A 19,122-nucleotide genomic window follows, 5' to 3' on the forward strand; every position below is an offset into this window, starting at 1 on the left:
TTTCTTGCCGGGTGGCGCTGCGCTTACCCGGCCTACATCCTGATATTTGGCCCGCAGCAGTGCGGGCCATTATCACTCAACCATACACCCGGCTAGCGTCTTCGCCAGTGCAGAGGGGTTTTCCCAGGACATTGAGTGCCCCGCCGCAGGGATGATTTTCACCGCAACACCCTTCTGCTGCAGCTTATTCACATCGTCATCAGGCAGCGACAGCTCGCCGAAAATCAACGTCACCGGGCAAGGGAGTGACAGGAACTGCGCCTCCCATTCTGGCTCAACGCCTTCCACCAGACTCGATGCACCGCGCCAGACGGCATAAGGGGCATTGCTCTGCAGGCACCCCGCCCACGCCGTGGTTTCTGCCCGCAGCATGGCGTCATAGCCCTGCTCCAGAAACTGTTGCTCGGTTTGTGCCGCAATAGAGCGGCTGAACATGCCCCCGCCCGCGTGAAAATTAGGTTCTGATACCATCAGTCCCTTAACGCGGGTGCCCAGCAGCCCCGCCGTTTCGATAGCAATGCTGCCGCCCATGCTGTGACCATAGAGCCAGAAGGTATCGAGTTTGAGATGGTTAATCAGTTCCACGACGACACGGGCCTGGTCACTGGTTCGGTAGCTGTAGTGGAGAGGTTTATCGCTGTAGCCGCTGCCGGGCAAATCGATAAGAATCGCTCTGCGTGCACCAAAAAGAGGGTCACGAACGACGCGGGGGTATTCATAGGAAGCGGCGCAGCCCAGCCCGTGAATGAACACCACGGGATCGCCGGTGCCGGGCAAATCATGCCAGCGTACGGTGCAGCCAGCCTGCTGCGAGTAAAAACTGTTCATAAGCACTCCTTTTATGACTCACTGTGTATTTATACAGTTATCACATCAGGAATGCTATATTCATCTTCTAAAACGGGAAGCGTGCTTCAGAAAAGCGAGATCAGAAGCGCAACGGGAAAGCTCATTGGCCAGGTTGATCCCACCAGAAAAGCGCTGAGCAGGCGGATACGTTTGCGGTCTTTGGAGAGAAACCAGGTAATTAATGCGCAGATGGAAGCCATGATTGCGTAAAAAACCAACATCTTTTGATACAACGTCATTCTTAATACCAGAGCCGAAAAAATAACCGCACGCAATATGCGTCATATGTTGATACAGATCAAGTTTTTTCATTACACAATAACCACTTAAATATTAAGGCTAATAACAACTGAGTATTCTGCGTAACAAACTGGGAGAGCGGACAATAACCTTTATTGATAACATGCATAATAAATGCACTTTTTGATAAATTTTGTATCCTGAAAAGGCGTCTAATTAAGGCAGACATTCATGGGAGGCAATATGCTGCGCATTCCGCCGAGTTGTATTCATACCCGCTCCACCCCTTTCTGGAATAAAAATACCGCTCCTGCCGGGATCTTTCAGCGTCATCTCGACACCGGTACCCGTCCGGGCGTCTATCCTCGCCTGACCGTAATGCAGGGTGCCGTACGCTACTTAGGCTATGCCGATGAACTGACCCCTGAGCCCGACAGCACAATGATTATCAAGGCCGGCCACTTCGGCGTTTTTCCGCCTGAGAAATGGCATCACATCGAAGTGATGTCCGATGACACGCTGTTCAACATCGACTTTTTCGTCGAACCCGAGGTACTGAGGTCGCTTTAAACGGCTTTTACTTACGAGGAAACCATTATGCTACGTATTCCTGAGAATTTTGTGCATACCCGCTCCACGCCATTCTGGAACAAAGACACGGCGCCAAAAGCCCTTTTCACCCATCATAATACTAAAGCCAGCGTCTACGGCCGTTTGTCCGTGATGCAGGGCACTGTGCGCTATTTTGGCTTCCCGGATGCAGATGCGACAGAACCGGATCTGGAACTGGTGATCGAGGCCGGATCGTTTGGCATCTCACCGCCGCAAAAATGGCACCGCATTGAGTTATTGACCGACGATACGTATTTCAATATCGACTTTTTTGCCGATCCTGACGTTACGCTTCAGGGCGCAGGTATCGGAAAAGTGGTTAATACACATAAGGAGTAATAGCGTGGGTAAAGCAACGTACACCGTGACCGTGACCAACAACAGCAACGGCGTCTCGGTGGAGTATGAAACAGACGCCCCAATGGAGTTGCTCATCCCGGACGTCGCCGCAGACGTGGTGAAAGATCTGGTGAATACCGTTCGCGCTTATGATACGGAAAATGAGCACGAAGTTTGTGGCTGGTAAGAAAACGCCCGGCGATACTGGCCGCCGGGCATGATTCTTAGTGTTTTATCATCACATGCCGGACAACCGTATAATCCTCGAGCCCGTACACCGACATATCCTTTCCGTAGCCGGATAATTTCATGCCGCCGTGCGGCATTTCGCTCACCAGCATGAAATGGGTATTCACCCAGGTGCAGCCGTACTGCAGGCGCGCGCTCAGACGATGGGCGCGGCCCACGTCTTTCGTCCAGACCGACGAGGCCAGGCCGTACTGCGAATCGTTCGCCCAGGCCAGCACCTGCGCCTCGTCGTCAAACTCGGTGACGCTCACCACCGGGCCAAACACCTCGCGCTGAACGATGGCATCATTCTGTTTTGCCCCTGCCAGCAGGGTTGGCTGGAAGTAGTAACCTGCCCCCTCTTTTTTGCTGCCGCCCGTCACCACGCGGATATGGCCGAGCGCTTTCGCCTCGTCGACAGCCTGACAGACGCGTGAAAGATGGGCCGCCGAGCTGAGCGGTCCCAGTTCGGTATCCCCATCCTCCGGGGTACCCATTTTGAGGCTGGCTACCGCTGCGCCCAGTTTTTCCACAAGCGCAGCATAAATTCCCTTCTGGGCATAAATACGGCAGGCCGCCGTGCAGTCCTGCCCGGCATTGTAGAAACCAAACGTCCGCACGCCTTCGACAACAGCATCCAGGTCGGCATCATCAAACACGATAACCGGCGCTTTTCCACCCAGCTCCATGTGGGTGCGTTTAATGGAGGACGCCGTATGGCCGATGATATGTTCCCCGGTCGCAATCGAACCGGTCAGCGAGACCATGCGGACTTTTTCATGCCCGGTCAGCGGATCGCCTACCGTCTTGCCGCGGCCAAACAGTACGTTCAGCACACCCGCCGGGAAGATGTCCTTTGCCAGCTCCGCCAGCTTCAGCGCCGTCAGCGGCGTAATTTCGGAGGGTTTGATCACCACGCAGTTACCGGCTGCCAGCGCGGGTGCGAGCTTCCACGCGGCCATCATCAGCGGGTAGTTCCACGGCGCGATAGAGGCAACCACGCCCACCGGGTCACGGCGGATCATTGACGTGTGGCCATCAAGATACTCACCGGCGGCCAGCCCGTTCAGGCAGCGGGCTGCCCCGGCAAAGAAGCGGAAAACATCGACCACCGCCGGAATTTCGTCCCCGAGGGCACAGTGCAGCGGCTTGCCGCAGTTGAGAGACTCAAGCCGGGCAAACTCTTCACCCTGCGCCTCGATGGCGTCAGCCAGCTTCAACAGGCACTCAGCGCGCGTTTTGGGCGTGGTCTGCCCCCAGTCGATGAAAGCCCGGTCAGCGGCCTCTACCGCCGCGTTGACCTGGGCCAGTGACGCTTCAGCAATTTCAAGCAGTACCTCTCCAGTGGCCGGATTATAAACCGGCTGTTTCTCGCCTTCTCCGGCAACCAGTTCACCCTTTATCAGCAGATGTGTTTGCATAGCATTGTCCTGTTGAAATCAATGTTATTTCCCGCTGCCGGCAATGTTCTCGCCGTCGCGGGTTAGCCACCAGGCTCCCAGAATGGGGATGGTTGTCACCAGCATCACCAGCAGTGCAACGACGTTTGTGACCGGCACGTCGCGCGGACGCCCGAGCTGGTTGAGCAACCACAGCGGTAACGTACGCTCGTGTCCCGCCGTAAACGTTGTAACGATTATCTCGTCAAACGACAGGGCAAACGCCAGCATTCCCCCGGCCAGCAGCGCTGAACCCAGATTGGGCAGCACGACATAGCGGAAGGTTTGCCACCCGTCAGCCCCGAGATCCATCGACGCTTCCACCAGGCTCCAGGAGGTGCGTCTGAACCGGGCAATCACGTTGTTAAACACCACCACTACACAAAACGTGGCGTGTCCCACCACGATGGTGAAAAAACCCGGCTCAAGGTTGATGGTTTTGAATGCGGTCAGCAGCGCCAGGCCGGTGATGATCCCCGGTAACGCAATCGGCAATAGCAGCAACAGTGAGATCGCATTCTTGCCAAAAAACTCGCTTCGCCACAGCGCCGCTGCAGCAAGCGTGCCAAGCACAAGGGCTATCGCAGTGGAGAGCGCAGCAATTTGAAGTGACAACGTCACGGATTCAATGATATCTCCACGCCCCGCCGCCACGCTAAACCACTTCAGCGTCAGCCCCTGCGGCGGAAAACTGAAGGCGGCGTCTTCGGTGTTAAAGGCATAGGTTGCGATAATCAGCAGCGGGAAGTGCAGGAAGATAACACCTCCCCACGCTGCCACTTTCAGGAACAGCGGTGCGCGTTCAGAGTGCATCGAATGCTCCCAGACGCTTCACGAACGCCAGATAGAGAGAAATCAGCACGATGGGAACCAGCGTGAACGCGGCGGCCATCGGCATATTGCCGATAGCCCCCTGCTGGGAATAGACCATATTGCCAATGAAATAGCCCGGCGGCCCCACCAGCTGGGGAACAATAAAATCCCCCAGCGTCAGGGAAAAGGTGAATATCGAGCCCGCCGCAATGCCCGGGATCGCCAGCGGCAGAACGACGTAGCGAAAGGTCTGGCGGGGTCGCGCGCCGAGGTCGGCAGAGGCCTGCAGTAAAGAAGCCGGCAGACGTTCCAGCGCCGCCTGGACGGGCAGGATCATAAACGGCAGCCAGATATAAACGAAGACCAGAAACCGTCCCAGCCCGGAGGTGGACAAGGTGTTGCCGCCAATCGCCGGGAGCGTAAGGAGCGAGGTCAGGATCGGCTCCAGCCCCATATGGCTGAGAAACCATTGCGCCACGCCGTCCTTCGCCAGCAGCAGTGTCCAGGCGTAGGCTTTGACGATGTAGCTCGCCCACATCGGCAGCATCACGGCAATATAGAAGAACGCTTTCCACTTGCCGTGGGTGTACCGCGCCATGTACCAGGCCATCGGGAACGCCAGGATGGCGCTGGCAAGGGTCACCGCAATCGCCATGGTTAGCGTACGCAGGATAATATCGTAGTTTGCCGGGTTAAAGAGCGCCTGAATGTTCGCCAGGGTCAGGTCCGGCGTGACCGCCATGGTGAAATCATCAAAGGTGTAAAACCCCTGCCACAGCAGAGTCAGCAGCGATCCTAAATAGACGATGCCAAACCACATCAGCGGCGCAAGCAGAAGCAGGAACAGCCCGAGCGATGGCTTGCGCCAGAGCAGTGCCGTCATGCGGCTCAGGCGGGTGCGAGAGGCGGGAGGATGCGCAACGCTCATATCCATTTCACCTCTCCTCGTGAAGGCGGATCATGGCGTCGCGCGACCACGACGCCATGACAACCTGCCCCGGCGCAATGCCGCTCAGCGGCGAGGCGTCACTGAGATTAGCCTGGCTTACCAGCAGTTTTGCGCCGTCAGCGAGTTTTAGCTCCAGACGCGTGGCGGCCCCCTGATACTGAACGGCCTGCACGCATCCCTGAACCTGAACTTCACCGCTCTCGTTAAGACGAATATGTTCCGGACGCAAAGAATAGGAGCCTTCCATGCCGCATATTTTCTGCGCAAGGCCTGCATCAAAGACGTTGGACGTGCCGACAAAACCGGCGACAAACGGCGTGCGCGGGCGCATGTAGAGATCGCGTGGGGTGTCCACCTGCTCGATGCGTCCGTTATTGAACACCGCCACCCGGTCTGACATGGAAAGGGCTTCGCCCTGATCGTGGGTGACGAAAATAAAGGTGATGCCGAGTTCCTGCTGAAGTTTCTTCAGCTCGAACTGCATCTGTTCACGCAGTTTGAGATCGAGCGCACCTAAGGGCTCGTCCAGCAGCAGCACGCGCGGTTCATTGACCAGCGCCCGGGCGATGGCAACGCGCTGACGCTGGCCGCCGGAAAGTTGCGAAGGTTTGCGGGCGACGGCAAAACTCAGGCCCACTTTTTCCAGCGCATCACGGGCCTGCGCATGGCGTTTTTTCTTATCTATGCCTTTTACCATCAGCCCGTAAGCGACATTATCGAGGATCGACATATGCGGGAACAGCGCGTAGTCCTGGAACACGGTATTCACGTCCCGCTCCCAGGGCGGCAGTTCGCTCGCCTCTTTGCCGAAGATTGAGATCGTGCCGCCTGACAGTTGTTCAAAACCGGCGATCAGACGCAGGCAGGTGGTTTTGCCGGAGCCCGAAGGCCCCAGCATGGAGAAAAATTCTCCGTCACGGATCGCAATGGTGACCCCATCCACCGCCCGCACGTCGCCGTACAGGCGGGAAACATTATTAAACTCTACCGCGTACGTCATGTTCTGCTCCCGGGCGATTAACGGCCACCCATGATGGCGATGTAATCCTGCGTCCAGCGGCTGTAAGGCACAAATTTTCCGCCTTCTGCAATGGGGGTTTTCCAGAACATGATTTTGTCGAACTCGTTATACCCGTTAGTTTCGCAGCCTTTATCTCCCAGCAGCGTGCTGGCCTTACACCCTTCCGGCACGACGGGCAGCGAGCCAAACCATGCGGCCAGATCGCCCTGCACTTTCGGCGTTAGCGACCAGTTCATCCACTTGTAGGCGCACATCGGGTGTTTTGCCTGCGCATGCAGCATGGTGGTATCCGCCCAGCCGGTTACCCCTTCTTTCGGGAAGACAGTAGCAACAGGCTGGTTTTCGGCCTTCAGGGCATTTGCCTGATACGGCCAGGCGCTGGAGGCGACGACGCCTTCATTTTTGAAGTCGCTCATCTGAACGGTGGTGTCGTGCCAGTAGCGGTGGATCAGGGCATGCTGATCGCGAAGCACCTTGAGCACGGCGGCATACTGTTTTTCGGTGAGCTGGTACGGGTCTTTGATCCCGAGCTGAGGTTGAGTGGCTTTGACAAACAGCGCCGCATCGGCGATGTAAATCGGGCCGTCATAGGCCTGGACGCGTCCCTGATTGGTTTTACCGTCAGGCAGATCCTGTTTGGTAAAGACCACGCTCCAGCTGTCCGGCGGCGTCGGGAAGGTTTTGGTGTTGTACATCAGCAGGTTTGGCCCCCACTGGTACGGCGTGCCGTAGACTTTACCCCCGACGTTAAACCATTCCCCTTTCACCATCCGAGCGTCGAGGGTTTTCCAGTTGGGAATGAGATCGGGGTTAATCGGCTGAACGCGTTTACCCATGATCAGGCGGAGCGACGCATCACCTGACGCAGTGACCAGGTCGTATCCCCCTTTCGCCATCAGGCTCACCATTTCATCAGATGTCGCCGCCGTTTTGACGTTGACCGCGCAACCGGTCTCTTTTTCAAACTGGGTGACCCAGTCATAGTTTTTATCCGTCTGCCCCCGCTCGATGTATCCCGGCCAGGCAATAATATCCAGCCGTCCTTCCCCGTCGCCAATAGCTTTCGGCGGTTCTGCGGCTTGCGCTGTCATGATTGTCATGCCGAGCGCACACAGGCTGCTGTGGGCAAATTTTTTGCTCATAAGAATTTACTCCTGTCGCAATGAAATTTAGCGGCAGCCGTGCCGTAAAAATATCTCCCTTATTAAACGTAGACCGCGCAAATGCGCCGCACCGTGCAGCTTAAGGAAATTTCATCAAGGTGTGACCGAGGGCGCATTCCCCGTTAACTGGATTATAGACAAGGAGTTAGCGGCGAGAGACGGTATGCAGATTTCCTATGATACGGCACCGCGAAATATTCACAGTGCCGTCATCAGGATAAGAAATGATTATTTAATGGAGGGGCGAGGAAATTTATTCCAGCATGCTGCTAATTAATTTCCCTAACTGAATGACCGCCTGCTCTTCCCGCTCTCCCCAGGCCCAGGACGTATTAAAACGAAAGAATGGTGTCCACGCGTCAGAGGTGGAAAACATCTTTCCGGGGGCAATGCTGATGTGGTGCATTAGGGCCTTTTCGCTCAGAAGTCCCGCATCCAGCTGCGCCGGAAGCTCCAGCCATAAAAAGTAGCCGCTGTCGTTATGGTGAATTTTGACGCCAGCAGGCATATGGCGCAGAAGTGACTGCCAGGCCTGTTGTTTTCGCTCGGCCAGCGTCCGTCGCAGGCGGCGCAGATGGGCGTCGTAGCGTTTGGTCGCCAGGTAATCCACCAGCGCCAGCTGCATGGGAGAGCTGGTTGAGAGCGTGCTCATCAGCTGCAGTTGCTGAATGCGCCGCGCGTGTTTTCCCGCCGCGACCCAGCCGATGCGAAAACCGGCCACCAGACATTTTGAAAAGGACGAGCAGTGCAGCGTCATGTCCTGACGATCCCAGGCTTTCGCCGGGAGCGGCTTTTCACGCCCAAAATAGAGCTCGCTGTAGACGTCATCTTCAATCAGCGGGACGTTGTGCTGCGTTAACAGAGCGACAAGCTGCGCTTTTTTCTCCGCGCTCAGCGTGAAGCCAAGCGGGTTTTGGCTGTTGGTCATGACCCAGCAGGCTTTTACCGGGTACTCATTCAGCGCCTGTTCCAGGGCGTTGAGATCAATCCCCTCGCGGACGTCCGTCGCAATCGACAAGGCTTTGAGCTTCAGGCGTTCCAGCGCCTGCAGCGCGCCGTAGAAACAGGGGTTTTCGACAATCACCCAGTCGCCGGGTTCGGTTACTGCCTGCAGACTGAGATTGAGCGCTTCGAGCGCGCCGGCGGTGATCACGATCTCTTCGGGGGAGATATTCATTCCCTGCTGCGCGTAGCGGCGGGCAATGGCGTGTCGGAGATCGACGTTACCCGGCGGCAGGTTCTCAATCACGCTCATCGCCGTCGCGGTTTTGCTGACGTTCGCCAGCGAGCGGTTGAGCTGCTGAAGCGGGAAAAGTCGGGGGTCGGGAAATGCGGAAGCAAAAGGGACAACGGAGGGGTCGCGGCTGGCCTGTAAGACCTCGAAGATGTAGGTGTTGATATCCACCGCTTCGTCACGCATCACCTGGGCGGGTGGCGCAGGCTGTTGTGCGGTCGGGCGCGAGGCAACGTAATAGCCCGACTGCGGTCTGGCGACAATGCGCCCCTGACTTTCCAGCATCTGATACGCGTGGCCAACGGTCATAAAACTCATGCCGCTGCTCGCCACCTGCTCTCGCAGGGAAGGCAGCTTATCGCCCGGCAGCCATACGCCAAGCTCAATCTGCGAGATAATTTGTTGCGCCAGACGCTGGTATTTTTTCATCAGATTCTCCTTATGACTGACAGTGTATATCAGCAGGAGAAAAAGAGAAGATTTAGCTAACTGTTATAGTTTTGAAAATGAATTACTTACGGTACTCGGTGATGTGGCTTTGCGCCTGACGCGCAGCGGTCAGGTAGTCGAGCGTGATCATCGACGATTTGCAAAAAATGCATTTCGCGCCGAGTGGGTTTTTCTCAGACATATCAAAGACTGAGGTACGGTACTGCGAGCCATGACAGCATGGGCAGCGAAAATGGATATAAGAAGTCATAGGATTCTCCTGAAACGTAAAACGTAAATTACTAATGGGCCGATTGGGCAATAATGGTTTTAAACAAAAACTAATCGGAAAGTAGATAAAGACCCAAGAGAGGCTGCGGAGAGGCACAACGTGATGAGAACTGCTTTATAAAACTACGTCAGATATTTATTTGGACTCAAAACCAGAAGACCATTAACGCACGGCTCAGACGACAAGGCAAGCAGTTTAATGCGTAAAATTCATAAAAAGATTGTTTTTATTCCCTAACCGCGAAGTATATCAGATGCCTAAAGCATCGACTTTCAATCAACTGTTATGGTTAAAAAACACTTTTCTGCGTCTGATAGTCTGATCTTCGCCCCTATACCATAACAGCACACCGTTTGACATTGAGGCTGTGCATGTTTGGTTTAGATGCTTTTCACCTTGCACGGATACAGTTTGCGTTTACCGTATCCTTTCACATTATTTTCCCGGCAATCACCATTGGTCTCGCCAGCTATCTTGCCGTGCTCGAAGGACTGTGGCTGAAAACAAAAAATCCGGTCTGGCGCTCACTGTACCATTTCTGGTCAAAGATTTTTGCCGTCAACTTTGGCATGGGCGTGGTCTCCGGGCTGGTGATGGCCTACCAGTTTGGCACCAACTGGAGTGGTTTTTCGCAGTTTGCGGGCAGCATTACCGGCCCGCTGTTGACCTATGAAGTGCTTACCGCCTTCTTCCTCGAAGCCGGGTTTCTCGGCGTGATGCTGTTCGGCTGGAATAAAGTCGGGCCGGGACTGCACTTCTTCGCCACCTGCATGGTGGCGCTGGGCACCATTATCTCCACCTTCTGGATCCTCTCCTCGAACAGCTGGATGCAGACCCCGCAGGGCTATGAGATCGTCAACGGTCAGGTTGTACCCGTGGACTGGTTCGCGGTGGTGTTTAACCCCTCCTTCCCTTACCGCCTGCTGCATATGTCGATAGCCGCGTTCCTGAGTAGCGCCCTGTTTGTAGGCGCATCCGCGGCATGGCATCTGCTGCGCGGCAATAATACCCCCGCCATCCGCGCGATGTTCTCAATGGCGCTGTGGATGACGCTGATAGTCGCGCCTATCCAGGCCATGGTGGGCGATATGCACGGGCTGAACACCTTAAAGCACCAGCCTGCGAAAATTGCCGCCATTGAAGGGCACTGGGAAAATCCGCCGGGTGAGCCTACCCCGCTGCTGCTGTTTGGCTGGCCGGATATGGAACAGGAGCGCACCCGCTTTGGGCTGGAGATCCCGGCGCTGGGGAGCCTTATCCTGACGCATAGCCTGGAAAAACAGGTTCCGGCACTCAAAGAGTTTCCAAAGGAGGACCGCCCGAATTCCACCATCGTCTTCTGGTCATTCCGCATTATGGCGGGCCTGGGCATGCTGATGCTGCTGCTTGGCGTGACGGCACTCTGGCTGCGCTATAAAAAGCGCGTTTATTCTTCCCGCCCTTTCCTGTGGTTTGCACTGCTGATGGGGCCAACCGGGCTGATTGCTATCCTGGCCGGATGGGTCACCACCGAAGTAGGCCGCCAGCCGTGGGTAGTCTACGGACTTCAGCGAACGAAAGATGCGGTTTCTGCCCATGGCGATCTGCATATGAGCGTGAGCCTGCTGGCCTTCTTCGTCGTTTACACCTCGGTATTCGGCGTGGGTTACAGCTATATGGTGCGCCTCATCCGAAAAGGCCCGCAGCCGCATGAATCTTTCGCCACCGAGTCCGACGGACGTCCGGCGCGCCCGCTTTCTGCCGTCACCGCTGAACATAAGGAGCTACCATAATGGGTATCGATCTTTCCATTATCTGGTTTGTCATCATCGTCTTCGCCACGCTGATGTATATCGTGATGGACGGTTTTGATCTGGGGATAGGTATTTTGTTCCCGGCAACGCAAAACGCCGACGATCGCGACGTGATGGTCAATAGCGTTGCGCCGGTCTGGGACGGAAATGAAACCTGGCTGGTGCTTGGTGGAGCCGCCCTCTTCGGGGCATTCCCGCTGGCCTATGCGGTCATCGTTGATGCCCTCACCATTCCGCTGACATTAATGCTGATCGGACTTATTTTCCGTGGCGTGGCATTTGAGTTTCGCTTTAAAGCCACGCCAGCGCACCGTCCTTTCTGGGATAAGGCGTTTATTGGCGGTTCCATTCTGGCGACGTTTACCCAGGGTGTGACGGTGGGGGCCGTCATTAACGGCTTTACCGTTACCGGCCGGGCCTATACCGGCGGGCCCTTTGACTGGTTTACCGCGTTTAACCTGTTTTGCGGCGCGGGCCTGGTGGTGGCCTATGCGCTGTTAGGCTCTACGTGGCTGGTGATGAAAAGCGAAAACGCGCTGCAGCAGCGGATGCGCGAGGTATCGAAAACGCTGTTACTCGTACTGCTGGCGTTTATTGCGGCGATCAGCCTCTGGACACCGCTGGCACACCCGGCCATCGCTGCGCGCTGGTTTACGCTGCCGAATCTGTTTTATCTGCTGCCTGTCCCGGCCCTGGTGGTGATTTTTAGCCTGTATCAGTGGCGCTGCCTGAACAATCCCGACAGCCATAGCCGACCGTTTATCCTGACGCTGGGGCTGATATTCCTCGGCTTTAGCGGGCTTGGGATCAGCATCTGGCCGCATATTATTCCGCCGTCGATCACCCTGTGGCAGGCCGCCGCGCCGCCGCAAAGCCAGGGCTTTATGCTGGTGGGCGCGCTGTTGATCATTCCCGTTATTCTGGTCTACACCTTCTGGAGCTACTACGTATTTCGCGGCAAAGTTCAGCATGGGGAGGGTTATCACTGATGCAACAACCTGTCTGGAAAAGATTACTCTGGCTGGCCGTTATCTGGGGCGGCAGCGTGCTGGCGCTGGCTGCTGTCAGCATGCTCTTCCGTATGCTGATGACGGCGGCAGGGTTTAAATCTCATTAACGTCACCCGGGCATCCGCTGCGTTGCCCGGCACCTCTCCCCGCACTTTCAGATAAACCCCATTAACGAACCGCGGAGTATCGTTACACTGGAAAAAGATTCACAGTATTTATAGTTTGAGAAGAAAAATGAAAAAGCTCATTGCGTTAAGCGTTATTAGTCTTGTCCTTACCGGCTGCGTTAATCCGGGCAAAGCCTCCGTACAGCCGGAGCAACTGAAAAACCACCGCTTTGTGCTGGAAAATGTGAACGGTAAGGCCGTGAAGACCGCGACAGCGCAACCTGAGATCAGCTTTAGCGCCCTGCCAGATATCAGCCTGGTTAATAACATCAGCGTATCTGGTGCGATGTGCAACCGCTTCAACGGACAGGGGAAATTGTCCGAAGGCGAGCTAAAGGTGAAAACGCTGGCCATGACGCGCAAACTCTGTACTGAGCCGCAGCTGAATGAGCTGGATCAGGCCATCGGCGATATGCTGCGCAACGGAGCGCAGGTCGACCTGACAGAAGACCAGTTAACGCTGGCGACAGCCGATAAAACGCTGATGTTTAAGCGCGCAGAATAATCAGTAGTTACCGCAGCTTCCAACGGCAAGTGACTGTTCACTGCAGCGTTTGCCGTTTGGCAAGGCGCACATCCCGATAGCAGAACCATCGAGCTGACGGGCAACAGACAACGAACCGCCAATCATCGCGCAGTTGGCCTGACCTGAACTGGACATTGCCGCTTTCATTCCCGGCGCCACGTGGGCTGCCGTTGCCTGCTGGACTGGTTCACTGCTACATGCCGACAACAATAATGCGGCACACCCTACCAAAAATGCTGAGCGCATGCTCTCTCCCCCGTGAATAATGCGAAACCTATGCATAATAGGCATCACATCCCGTGTCGTCGAGAGCGGAAGTGCGTATTTATGCGCTCCAGAAACAATTTCTCGCAATTTTTTCGCCAAAAGTTTGATCTACTCATTGATGGCGAGAATACCGAGGACACAAAAGCGAAAATCGTAAAATCCCCCGTTTGCTAGAATACACAGATAATATTCAGGGTTTGTCGCCGTAATACAGACCCCTATTTTTTGCGCAATGTAAGGGTGTTGTCCTATGCAAACTATTGACGGTAATGGTGCAGTTGCCTCAGTCGCGTTTCGCACCAGTGAAGTTATCGCCATCTACCCGATTACGCCGAGCTCTACCATGGCTGAGCAGGCGGACGCCTGGGCGGGTAACGGGTTAAAAAACGTCTGGGGCGATGTCCCGAGAGTGGTTGAAATGCAATCTGAAGCCGGTGCGATTGCCACGGTACATGGCGCGCTTCAGACAGGCGCGCTTTCCACGTCGTTTACCTCTTCTCAGGGATTGTTGTTAATGATCCCTACGTTGTACAAACTCGCGGGTCAACTGACTCCCTTTGTTCTGCACGTTGCTGCGCGTACCGTTGCCACCCACGCGCTCTCCATCTTTGGCGATCACTCTGACGTGATGGCCGTGCGCCAGACCGGCTGCGCAATGCTGTGCGCCAGCAGCGTTCAGGAAGCCCAGGACTTTGCCTTAATTTCGCATATCGCCACGCTCAAAAGCCGGGTTCCGTTTATTCACTTCTTTGATGGTTTCCGCACCTCTCACGAAATCAATAAAATCGTCCCGCTGGCTGACGATACAATCCTGAACCTGCTGCCGCAGGCGGAGATCGACGCTCATCGCGCCCGGGCCCTTAACCCGGAACACCCGGTTATTCGCGGAACGTCGGCCAATCCGGATACCTATTTCCAGTCCCGCGAGGCCACGAACCCGTGGTACAACGCGGTTTATGACCATGTTGAACAGGCGATGAACGACTTTGCCGCCGCGACTGGCCGTGAATATAAGCCGTTTGAATACTACGGCCATCCGCAGGCTGAACGGGTGATTGTGCTGATGGGTTCAGCCATTGGAACCTGTGAAGAGGTGGTTGACGAACTGCTGACGCGCGGAGAAAAGGTCGGCGTGCTTAAAGTGCGTCTCTATCGTCCGTTCTCGGCTAAACATCTGCTTTCCGCTCTGCCTGAAAGCGCCCGCGCGGTGGCGGTGCTTGACCGTACCAAAGAGCCGGGCGCGCAGGCGGAACCTCTGTATCTGGATGTGATGACCGCCCTGGCAGAAGCCTTTAATAACGGTGAACGTGAAACGCTGCCGCGCACCATCGGGGGACGCTATGGTTTGTCCTCCAAAGAGTTTGGGCCGGACTGCGTGCTGGCGGTATTTAACGAGCTAAGCGAGGCGAAGCCCAAGCCGCGCTTTACCGTCGGCATCTATGATGATGTCACCAACCTGTCCCTGGTCCTGCCGGAAAACACCCTGCCCTCGACTGCTAAACTTGAGGCGCTGTTCTATGGTCTGGGCAGCGACGGTAGCGTCTCCGCGACCAAAAACAACATCAAAATCATCGGCAACTCAACGCCGTGGTACGCCCAGGGTTACTTCGTCTATGACTCGAAAAAAGCAGGCGGCCTGACCGTTTCCCACCTGCGCGTCAGCGAACAGCCTATCCGCTCTGCCTATCTTATTTCTCAGGCTGACTTTGTTGGCTGCCACCAGCTGCAGTTTATCGATAAATATCAGATGGCTGAGCGCCTGAAACCCGGCGGTATTTTCCTCCTCAATACCCCATACAGCGCAGATGAAGTCTGGGCACGCCTGCCGCAGGAAGTTCAGGCGGTGCTGAACCAGAAAAAAGCCCGTTTCTATGTGGTCAACGCTGCGAAAATAGCCCGCGAATGTGGTCTGGCCGCGCGTATCAATACCGTTATGCAAATGGCTTTCTTCCATCTGACCAGCATCCTGCCGGGCGACAGCGCGCTGGTGGAACTGCAGGGCGCGATTGCCAAAAGCTATAGCAGCAAGGGTCAGGAACTGGTCGAGCGCAACTGGCAGGCGCTGGCGCTGGCGCGCGAGTCACTGTTCGAGGTGCCGCTGCAGCCTGTCAATGGCACAAGCCCGAACCGCCCTCCGGTGGTATCCGATGAGGCGCCTGATTTCGTGAAGACCGTGACGGCGGCGATGCTGGCCGGTCTGGGTGACGCCCTGCCCGTTTCTGCGCTACCGCCGGATGGGACATGGCCGATGGGCACCACCCGCTGGGAAAAACGTAACATCGCCGAAGCGATCCCCATCTGGAAAGAAGAGCTGTGTACCCAGTGCAACCACTGCGTGGCGGCCTGCCCGCACTCTGCCATTCGTGCCAAAGTGGTTTCGCCGGAAGAGATGGAAGCCGCACCGGCCAGCCTGCATTCGCTGGATGTGAAATCCCGCGATATGCGCGGACAGAAATACGTTCTGCAGGTTGCGCCGGAGGATTGCACCGGCTGTAACCTGTGCGTCGAAGTCTGTCCGGCGAAAGACAGGCAGGATCCGGAGATTAAGGCCATCAATATGATGTCGCGTCTGGAGCACGTAGAAGAGGAGAAGGTCAATTATGACTTCTTCCTGAGTTTGCCGGAAATCGATCGCAGCAAACTGGAACGTATTGATATTCGTACGTCACAGCTGATCACACCGCTGTTTGAGTACTCCGGCGCCTGTTCAGGGTGCGGTGAAACGCCGTATATCAAGCTGCTTACCCAGCTGTACGGTGACCGGATGTTGATTGCCAACGCAACCGGCTGCTCCTCAATTTATGGCGGCAATCTGCCTTCTACCCCCTACACTACCGACGCCAATGGTCGCGGTCCGGCCTGGGCAAACTCGCTGTTCGAGGATAACGCCGAATTTGGTCTGGGCTTCCGCCTGACCGTCGACCAGCACCGGACGCGCGTAATGCGCCTGCTGGAACAGTTTGCCGGGCAGATCCCTGCTGAGCTCAATGACGCCCTTCACGCGGACGCAACGCCAGAGGTACGTCGTGAGCAGGTTGCTGAGCTGCGTCAGGCGCTTCAGGGCGTGGCGGGTGCTGAACAATTGCTGACCGACGCGGACGCCCTGGTCGAAAAATCGATCTGGCTGATTGGCGGCGACGGCTGGGCCTACGACATTGGCTTCGGCGGGCTGGATCACGTGTTGAGCCTGACCGAAAATGTCAATATCCTGGTTCTGGATACGCAGTGTTATTCCAATACCGGCGGGCAGGCGTCAAAAGCCACGCCGTTAGGCGCTGTTACGAAATTTGGTGAACACGGTAAGCGCAAGGCACGCAAAGATCTCGGTGTGAGCATGATGATGTACGGTCACGTCTACGTCGCGCAAATCTCGCTGGGTGCGCAGCTTAACCAGACGGTGAAAGCGATTCAGGAAGCGGAAGCGTATCCTGGCCCGTCGCTGATCATTGCCTACAGTCCTTGCGAAGAGCATGGCTACGACCTGGCGCTCAGCCACGATCAGATGCGACAGCTGACGGCTACCGGCTTCTGGCCGTTGTACCGGTTCGATCCGCGCCGTGCGGATGAGGGTAAATTACCGCTGGCGCTGGATTCGCGTCCGCCATCAGATGCCCTGGCCGAGACGTTAATGCAGGAGCAGCGCTTCCGTCGCCTAAACGCGCAGCAGCCGGAAGTGGCTGAACAGCTGTGGAAAGACGCGGCGGCCGATTTGCAAAAACGCTATGATTTCCTGGCACAGATGGCGGGTAAAGCCGAGAAATCGACTAGCGACTAGTTCCCCTGCCCGGCTTGCCGGGCATTTTTTGCCACAAAAAAAGCCCGGTGTCTTCACACCGGGCGGTTCCAGATAATCAATGAATATCTCTTTAGTTTCCCGAATAACATTCATACGAATTATGGATAAATAATCTTAATGGCATATAACGCCGCTGAGATTAACGTAATTAACCCCTGATTAATAATTTTAATTTAATATACTTAGTTTTAAATCATTCATCAAACTAATGACCATTTCTGTTGATTTATTCAGTTTAGATTTTACTTAGTTCGTAACAATTATATTTTATTACTCTTACACAGGAGTGATTTAGCATGAGACAACTTTCTCATTCAGGAAGTTCAACAGGTAATTAAATAAAAACAACTGCAAAGGAATATCACAATGCAAAGAAAAGTACTGGCTCTGATGATTCCGGCTCTGTTAATGGCTGGCGCTGCGCATGCGGCAGAAATTTATAATAAAGACGGTAACAAATTAGATCTGTACGGAAAAGTGGATGGTCTGCACTACTTCTCTGATGATAAAGGCGCTGACGGCGATCAAACCTACATGCGTCTGGGTTTCAAGGGTGAAACTCAGATCAACAACACAATGACCGGCTATGCGCAGTGGGAATACAACGTTCAGGCTAATAACACCGAAGGGTCTGATAATCAGTCCTGGACGCGTCTGGCCTTCGCCGGCGTAAAAGTGGGTGACTATGGCTCCTTCGATTACGGTCGTAACTACGGTGTCCTGTACGACGTGGAAGGCTGGACCGATATGTTGCCGGAGTTTGGTGGCGACTCCTACACCAAAGCCGACAACTTCATGACCGGCCGCGCCAATGGCGTGGCAACCTACCGTAACACCGACTTCTATGGTCTGGTACAGGGCCTGAACTTTGCGCTGCAGTATCAGGGCAAAAATGAAGACGCCAGCAACAACCAGGAAGGCACCAACAACGGCCGCGACACGCGTCACGAGAACGGTGACGGCTTCGGTATTTCTACCACCTATGACTTTGGCATGGGGATTACTGCAGGTGCCGCGTACACCTCTTCTGACCGCACCAATGAGCAGGTCATGAATACCACTGCGGGTGGTGACAAAGCGGATGCGTGGACAGCCGGCCTGAAATACGACGCCAATAACATCTATCTGGCGGCAATGTATTCTGAAACCCGCAATATGACACCGTATGGTGATAACACCGACGCCGTGGCGAACAAAACCCAGAACTTCGAAGTGACCGCGCAGTACCAGTTCGACTTTGGCCTGCGTCCGTCCCTTTCCTACCTGCAATCAAAAGGTAAGGACCTTGGCAACGGTCAGGGCGACCAGGATCTGGTTAAATACGCTGACATCGGCGCGACTTACTACTTCAACAAAAATATGTCCACCTACGTTGATTATAAAATCAACCTGCTGGATGAAGATGACAGCTTCTACAAAAATAACGGCATCAGCACAGATGATGTCGTAGCGTTAGGCCTGGTTTACCAGTTCTGATGGTCAGAGCCCGCATCATGATGCGGGCTCACTCATTTTTTGAAGTTCGTCACAAAAAAGAGATGCTGGAGTCGTGTGGTTGAGGGTAAGTTGAGAGAAAGCTGTTTAAACTGCGGCGATAGCCCTTTCGTCACTAAGGATAACAGCGTTGTTTGGTCGTGTATCCCTTGCTGTACTTACCCTTTTAGCCGTACTGTGGATGGCGTTAATTTTTGATTTTGGTGATATTGTTGGGCATCTCGGCGCTCTGTTAAACCATCTGGATGGCAGTTAACATTGTTCCTGTGAAATAAAAAGCCACCAGCAGTGCCGGTGGCGGGTAAACGTATGCGCAACGTTATTTTTTCACGGGTTGAGGCTTTTTGTCCCCTGATTCAGGTGCCTCACGCGGATCGTCTTTTTCAACACAGAGCATAATTTCTCCTGTTTCAGTTAACCACTCTCCACTATAGCCAGGCTGATTAAAGAGTGGCCAGGCG

General features: G+C 55.0%; 20 protein-coding genes. 9 read left to right on the forward strand and 11 right to left on the reverse strand.

The genetic code is table 11. The features are described 5' to 3' along the window. Positions 1-72: 72 nt before the first annotated feature. Together E3U32_RS21695 and E3U32_RS21700 are read right to left on the reverse strand one after the other, a co-directional pair. Complete coding sequence (locus tag E3U32_RS21695; RefSeq protein ID WP_134350470.1) at positions 73-828, reverse strand: alpha/beta fold hydrolase; 756 nt, start codon at positions 826-828, stop codon at positions 73-75. Positions 829-914: 86 nt separating this feature from the next. Further along, positions 915-1,088, reverse strand: a complete 174-nt coding sequence (locus tag E3U32_RS21700) for a GhoT/OrtT family toxin (RefSeq protein WP_003856960.1) — start codon at positions 1,086-1,088, stop codon at positions 915-917. 244 nt (positions 1,089-1,332) lie between these two features. Here E3U32_RS21700 and E3U32_RS21705 point away from each other — a divergent pair, with 244 nt between their 5' ends. From E3U32_RS21705 to E3U32_RS21715, 3 genes are read left to right on the forward strand one after another with little or no spacing between them, the layout of a single operon-like run. Next, positions 1,333-1,659 carry a DUF1971 domain-containing protein gene (locus tag E3U32_RS21705; RefSeq protein ID WP_134350775.1) on the forward strand — a complete coding sequence of 109 codons (327 nt, stop codon included), beginning with the start codon at positions 1,333-1,335 and terminating at the stop codon, positions 1,657-1,659. Positions 1,660-1,686: 27 nt separating this feature from the next. Beyond that, positions 1,687-2,040: a DUF1971 domain-containing protein gene (locus E3U32_RS21710; RefSeq protein WP_134350471.1), complete on the forward strand. Its 354-nt coding sequence runs from the start codon at positions 1,687-1,689 to the stop codon at positions 2,038-2,040. A gap of 4 nt (positions 2,041-2,044) precedes the next feature. Then, positions 2,045-2,227 carry a DUF1869 domain-containing protein gene (locus E3U32_RS21715; RefSeq protein WP_134350472.1) on the forward strand — a complete coding sequence of 61 codons (183 nt, stop codon included), beginning with the start codon at positions 2,045-2,047 and terminating at the stop codon, positions 2,225-2,227. Between the two features lie 37 nt (positions 2,228-2,264). Here E3U32_RS21715 and patD read toward each other — a convergent pair whose 3' ends face one another. The 7 genes from patD to ymcF all read right to left on the reverse strand — a co-directional run bounded on the left by patD (position 2,265) and on the right by ymcF (position 9,587). Further along, complete coding sequence (gene patD / locus E3U32_RS21720; RefSeq protein ID WP_134350473.1) at positions 2,265-3,689, reverse strand: aminobutyraldehyde dehydrogenase; 1,425 nt, start codon at positions 3,687-3,689, stop codon at positions 2,265-2,267. Positions 3,690-3,713: 24 nt separating this feature from the next. After that, complete coding sequence (locus E3U32_RS21725; RefSeq protein WP_008501291.1) at positions 3,714-4,520, reverse strand: ABC transporter permease; 807 nt, start codon at positions 4,518-4,520, stop codon at positions 3,714-3,716. After that, complete coding sequence (locus E3U32_RS21730; protein ID WP_134350474.1) at positions 4,510-5,454, reverse strand: ABC transporter permease; 945 nt, start codon at positions 5,452-5,454, stop codon at positions 4,510-4,512. The genes E3U32_RS21725 and E3U32_RS21730 overlap by 11 nt, the downstream gene beginning before the upstream one ends. 1 nt (position 5,455) lies before the next feature. Continuing rightward, positions 5,456-6,469 carry an ABC transporter ATP-binding protein gene (locus E3U32_RS21735; RefSeq protein WP_134350475.1) on the reverse strand — a complete coding sequence of 338 codons (1,014 nt, stop codon included), beginning with the start codon at positions 6,467-6,469 and terminating at the stop codon, positions 5,456-5,458. Positions 6,470-6,486: 17 nt separating this feature from the next. Beyond that, positions 6,487-7,632 (reverse strand): putative ABC transporter substrate-binding protein YdcS, encoded by a 1,146-nt coding sequence (gene ydcS, locus E3U32_RS21740; RefSeq protein ID WP_134350476.1) that lies wholly within the window; start codon positions 7,630-7,632, stop codon positions 6,487-6,489. 274 nt (positions 7,633-7,906) lie between these two features. Next, positions 7,907-9,316 carry a PLP-dependent aminotransferase family protein gene (locus E3U32_RS21745; protein WP_134350477.1) on the reverse strand — a complete coding sequence of 470 codons (1,410 nt, stop codon included), beginning with the start codon at positions 9,314-9,316 and terminating at the stop codon, positions 7,907-7,909. Positions 9,317-9,398: 82 nt separating this feature from the next. After that, positions 9,399-9,587, reverse strand: coding sequence for a cold shock small protein YmcF (gene ymcF / locus E3U32_RS21750; protein WP_134350478.1), 189 nt, complete (start codon positions 9,585-9,587; stop codon positions 9,399-9,401). Positions 9,588-9,979: 392 nt separating this feature from the next. Here ymcF and E3U32_RS21755 point away from each other — a divergent pair, with 392 nt between their 5' ends. The 4 genes from E3U32_RS21755 (at position 9,980) to hslJ (ending at position 13,083) form a co-directional block, all read left to right on the forward strand. Next, entirely contained in the window at positions 9,980-11,380 is a 1,401-nt protein-coding gene (locus tag E3U32_RS21755; RefSeq protein ID WP_134350479.1) for a cytochrome ubiquinol oxidase subunit I, read from the forward strand. After that, positions 11,380-12,390 carry a cytochrome d ubiquinol oxidase subunit II gene (gene cydB, locus E3U32_RS21760; RefSeq protein ID WP_134350480.1) on the forward strand — a complete coding sequence of 337 codons (1,011 nt, stop codon included), beginning with the start codon at positions 11,380-11,382 and terminating at the stop codon, positions 12,388-12,390. Before E3U32_RS21755 ends, cydB begins: the two co-directional genes overlap by 1 nt. Beyond that, on the forward strand, positions 12,390-12,518 hold the full coding sequence (locus tag E3U32_RS21765) for a DUF2474 domain-containing protein (RefSeq protein ID WP_045354196.1): 129 nt from the start codon (positions 12,390-12,392) through the stop codon (positions 12,516-12,518). The genes cydB and E3U32_RS21765 overlap by 1 nt, the downstream gene beginning before the upstream one ends. Before the next feature lie 127 nt (positions 12,519-12,645). Then, complete coding sequence (hslJ, locus tag E3U32_RS21770; protein ID WP_134350481.1) at positions 12,646-13,083, forward strand: heat shock protein HslJ; 438 nt, start codon at positions 12,646-12,648, stop codon at positions 13,081-13,083. Here hslJ and E3U32_RS21775 read toward each other — a convergent pair whose 3' ends face one another. After that, positions 13,084-13,350 (reverse strand): putative hemolysin, encoded by a 267-nt coding sequence (locus tag E3U32_RS21775; RefSeq protein WP_032658293.1) that lies wholly within the window; start codon positions 13,348-13,350, stop codon positions 13,084-13,086. A gap of 271 nt (positions 13,351-13,621) precedes the next feature. On the opposite strand from E3U32_RS21775, the gene nifJ reads away from it, so the two are divergent. Beyond that, positions 13,622-17,146 carry a pyruvate:ferredoxin (flavodoxin) oxidoreductase gene (gene nifJ, locus E3U32_RS21780; protein ID WP_134350482.1) on the forward strand — a complete coding sequence of 1,175 codons (3,525 nt, stop codon included), beginning with the start codon at positions 13,622-13,624 and terminating at the stop codon, positions 17,144-17,146. Positions 17,147-17,533: 387 nt separating this feature from the next. Next, positions 17,534-18,643: a porin OmpC gene (gene ompC, locus E3U32_RS21785; protein WP_134350483.1), complete on the forward strand. Its 1,110-nt coding sequence runs from the start codon at positions 17,534-17,536 to the stop codon at positions 18,641-18,643. Positions 18,644-18,980: 337 nt separating this feature from the next. On the opposite strand, the gene E3U32_RS23835 is transcribed toward ompC, so the two are convergent. Next, the gene (locus E3U32_RS23835) at positions 18,981-19,058 is read right to left on the reverse strand and encodes a hypothetical protein (RefSeq protein WP_223239581.1); all 78 of its coding nucleotides are present in this window, start codon (positions 19,056-19,058) and stop codon (positions 18,981-18,983) included. Positions 19,059-19,122 lie beyond the last annotated feature (64 nt).

It is taken from the genome of Lelliottia nimipressuralis (genome assembly GCF_004402045.1).
Lineage (GTDB): Bacteria > Pseudomonadota > Gammaproteobacteria > Enterobacterales > Enterobacteriaceae > Enterobacter > Enterobacter chinensis.

What these genes read in the sequence shown, in the direction of transcription:
- E3U32_RS21695 (WP_134350470.1), bottom strand. Translation starts at nt 828, where the DNA reads ATGAACAGTTTTTACTCGCAGCAGGCTGGCTGCACCGTACGCTGGCAT.
- E3U32_RS21700 (WP_003856960.1), bottom strand. Translation starts at nt 1,088, where the DNA reads ATGACGTTGTATCAAAAGATGTTGGTTTTTTACGCAATCATGGCTTCC.
- E3U32_RS21705 (WP_134350775.1), top strand. Translation starts at nt 1,333, where the DNA reads ATGCTGCGCATTCCGCCGAGTTGTATTCATACCCGCTCCACCCCTTTC.
- E3U32_RS21710 (WP_134350471.1), top strand. Translation starts at nt 1,687, where the DNA reads ATGCTACGTATTCCTGAGAATTTTGTGCATACCCGCTCCACGCCATTC.
- patD (WP_134350473.1), bottom strand. Translation starts at nt 3,689, where the DNA reads ATGCAAACACATCTGCTGATAAAGGGTGAACTGGTTGCCGGAGAAGGC.
- E3U32_RS21725 (WP_008501291.1), bottom strand. Translation starts at nt 4,520, where the DNA reads ATGCACTCTGAACGCGCACCGCTGTTCCTGAAAGTGGCAGCGTGGGGA.
- E3U32_RS21730 (WP_134350474.1), bottom strand. Translation starts at nt 5,454, where the DNA reads ATGGATATGAGCGTTGCGCATCCTCCCGCCTCTCGCACCCGCCTGAGC.
- E3U32_RS21735 (WP_134350475.1), bottom strand. Translation starts at nt 6,469, where the DNA reads ATGACGTACGCGGTAGAGTTTAATAATGTTTCCCGCCTGTACGGCGAC.
- ydcS (WP_134350476.1), bottom strand. Translation starts at nt 7,632, where the DNA reads ATGAGCAAAAAATTTGCCCACAGCAGCCTGTGTGCGCTCGGCATGACA.
- E3U32_RS21745 (WP_134350477.1), bottom strand. Translation starts at nt 9,316, where the DNA reads ATGAAAAAATACCAGCGTCTGGCGCAACAAATTATCTCGCAGATTGAG.
- ymcF (WP_134350478.1), bottom strand. Translation starts at nt 9,587, where the DNA reads ATGACTTCTTATATCCATTTTCGCTGCCCATGCTGTCATGGCTCGCAG.
- E3U32_RS21755 (WP_134350479.1), top strand. Translation starts at nt 9,980, where the DNA reads ATGTTTGGTTTAGATGCTTTTCACCTTGCACGGATACAGTTTGCGTTT.
- cydB (WP_134350480.1), top strand. Translation starts at nt 11,380, where the DNA reads ATGGGTATCGATCTTTCCATTATCTGGTTTGTCATCATCGTCTTCGCC.
- E3U32_RS21765 (WP_045354196.1), top strand. Translation starts at nt 12,390, where the DNA reads ATGCAACAACCTGTCTGGAAAAGATTACTCTGGCTGGCCGTTATCTGG.
- hslJ (WP_134350481.1), top strand. Translation starts at nt 12,646, where the DNA reads ATGAAAAAGCTCATTGCGTTAAGCGTTATTAGTCTTGTCCTTACCGGC.
- E3U32_RS21775 (WP_032658293.1), bottom strand. Translation starts at nt 13,350, where the DNA reads ATGCGCTCAGCATTTTTGGTAGGGTGTGCCGCATTATTGTTGTCGGCA.
- nifJ (WP_134350482.1), top strand. Translation starts at nt 13,622, where the DNA reads ATGCAAACTATTGACGGTAATGGTGCAGTTGCCTCAGTCGCGTTTCGC.
- ompC (WP_134350483.1), top strand. Translation starts at nt 17,534, where the DNA reads ATGCAAAGAAAAGTACTGGCTCTGATGATTCCGGCTCTGTTAATGGCT.
- E3U32_RS23835 (WP_223239581.1), bottom strand. Translation starts at nt 19,058, where the DNA reads ATGCTCTGTGTTGAAAAAGACGATCCGCGTGAGGCACCTGAATCAGGG.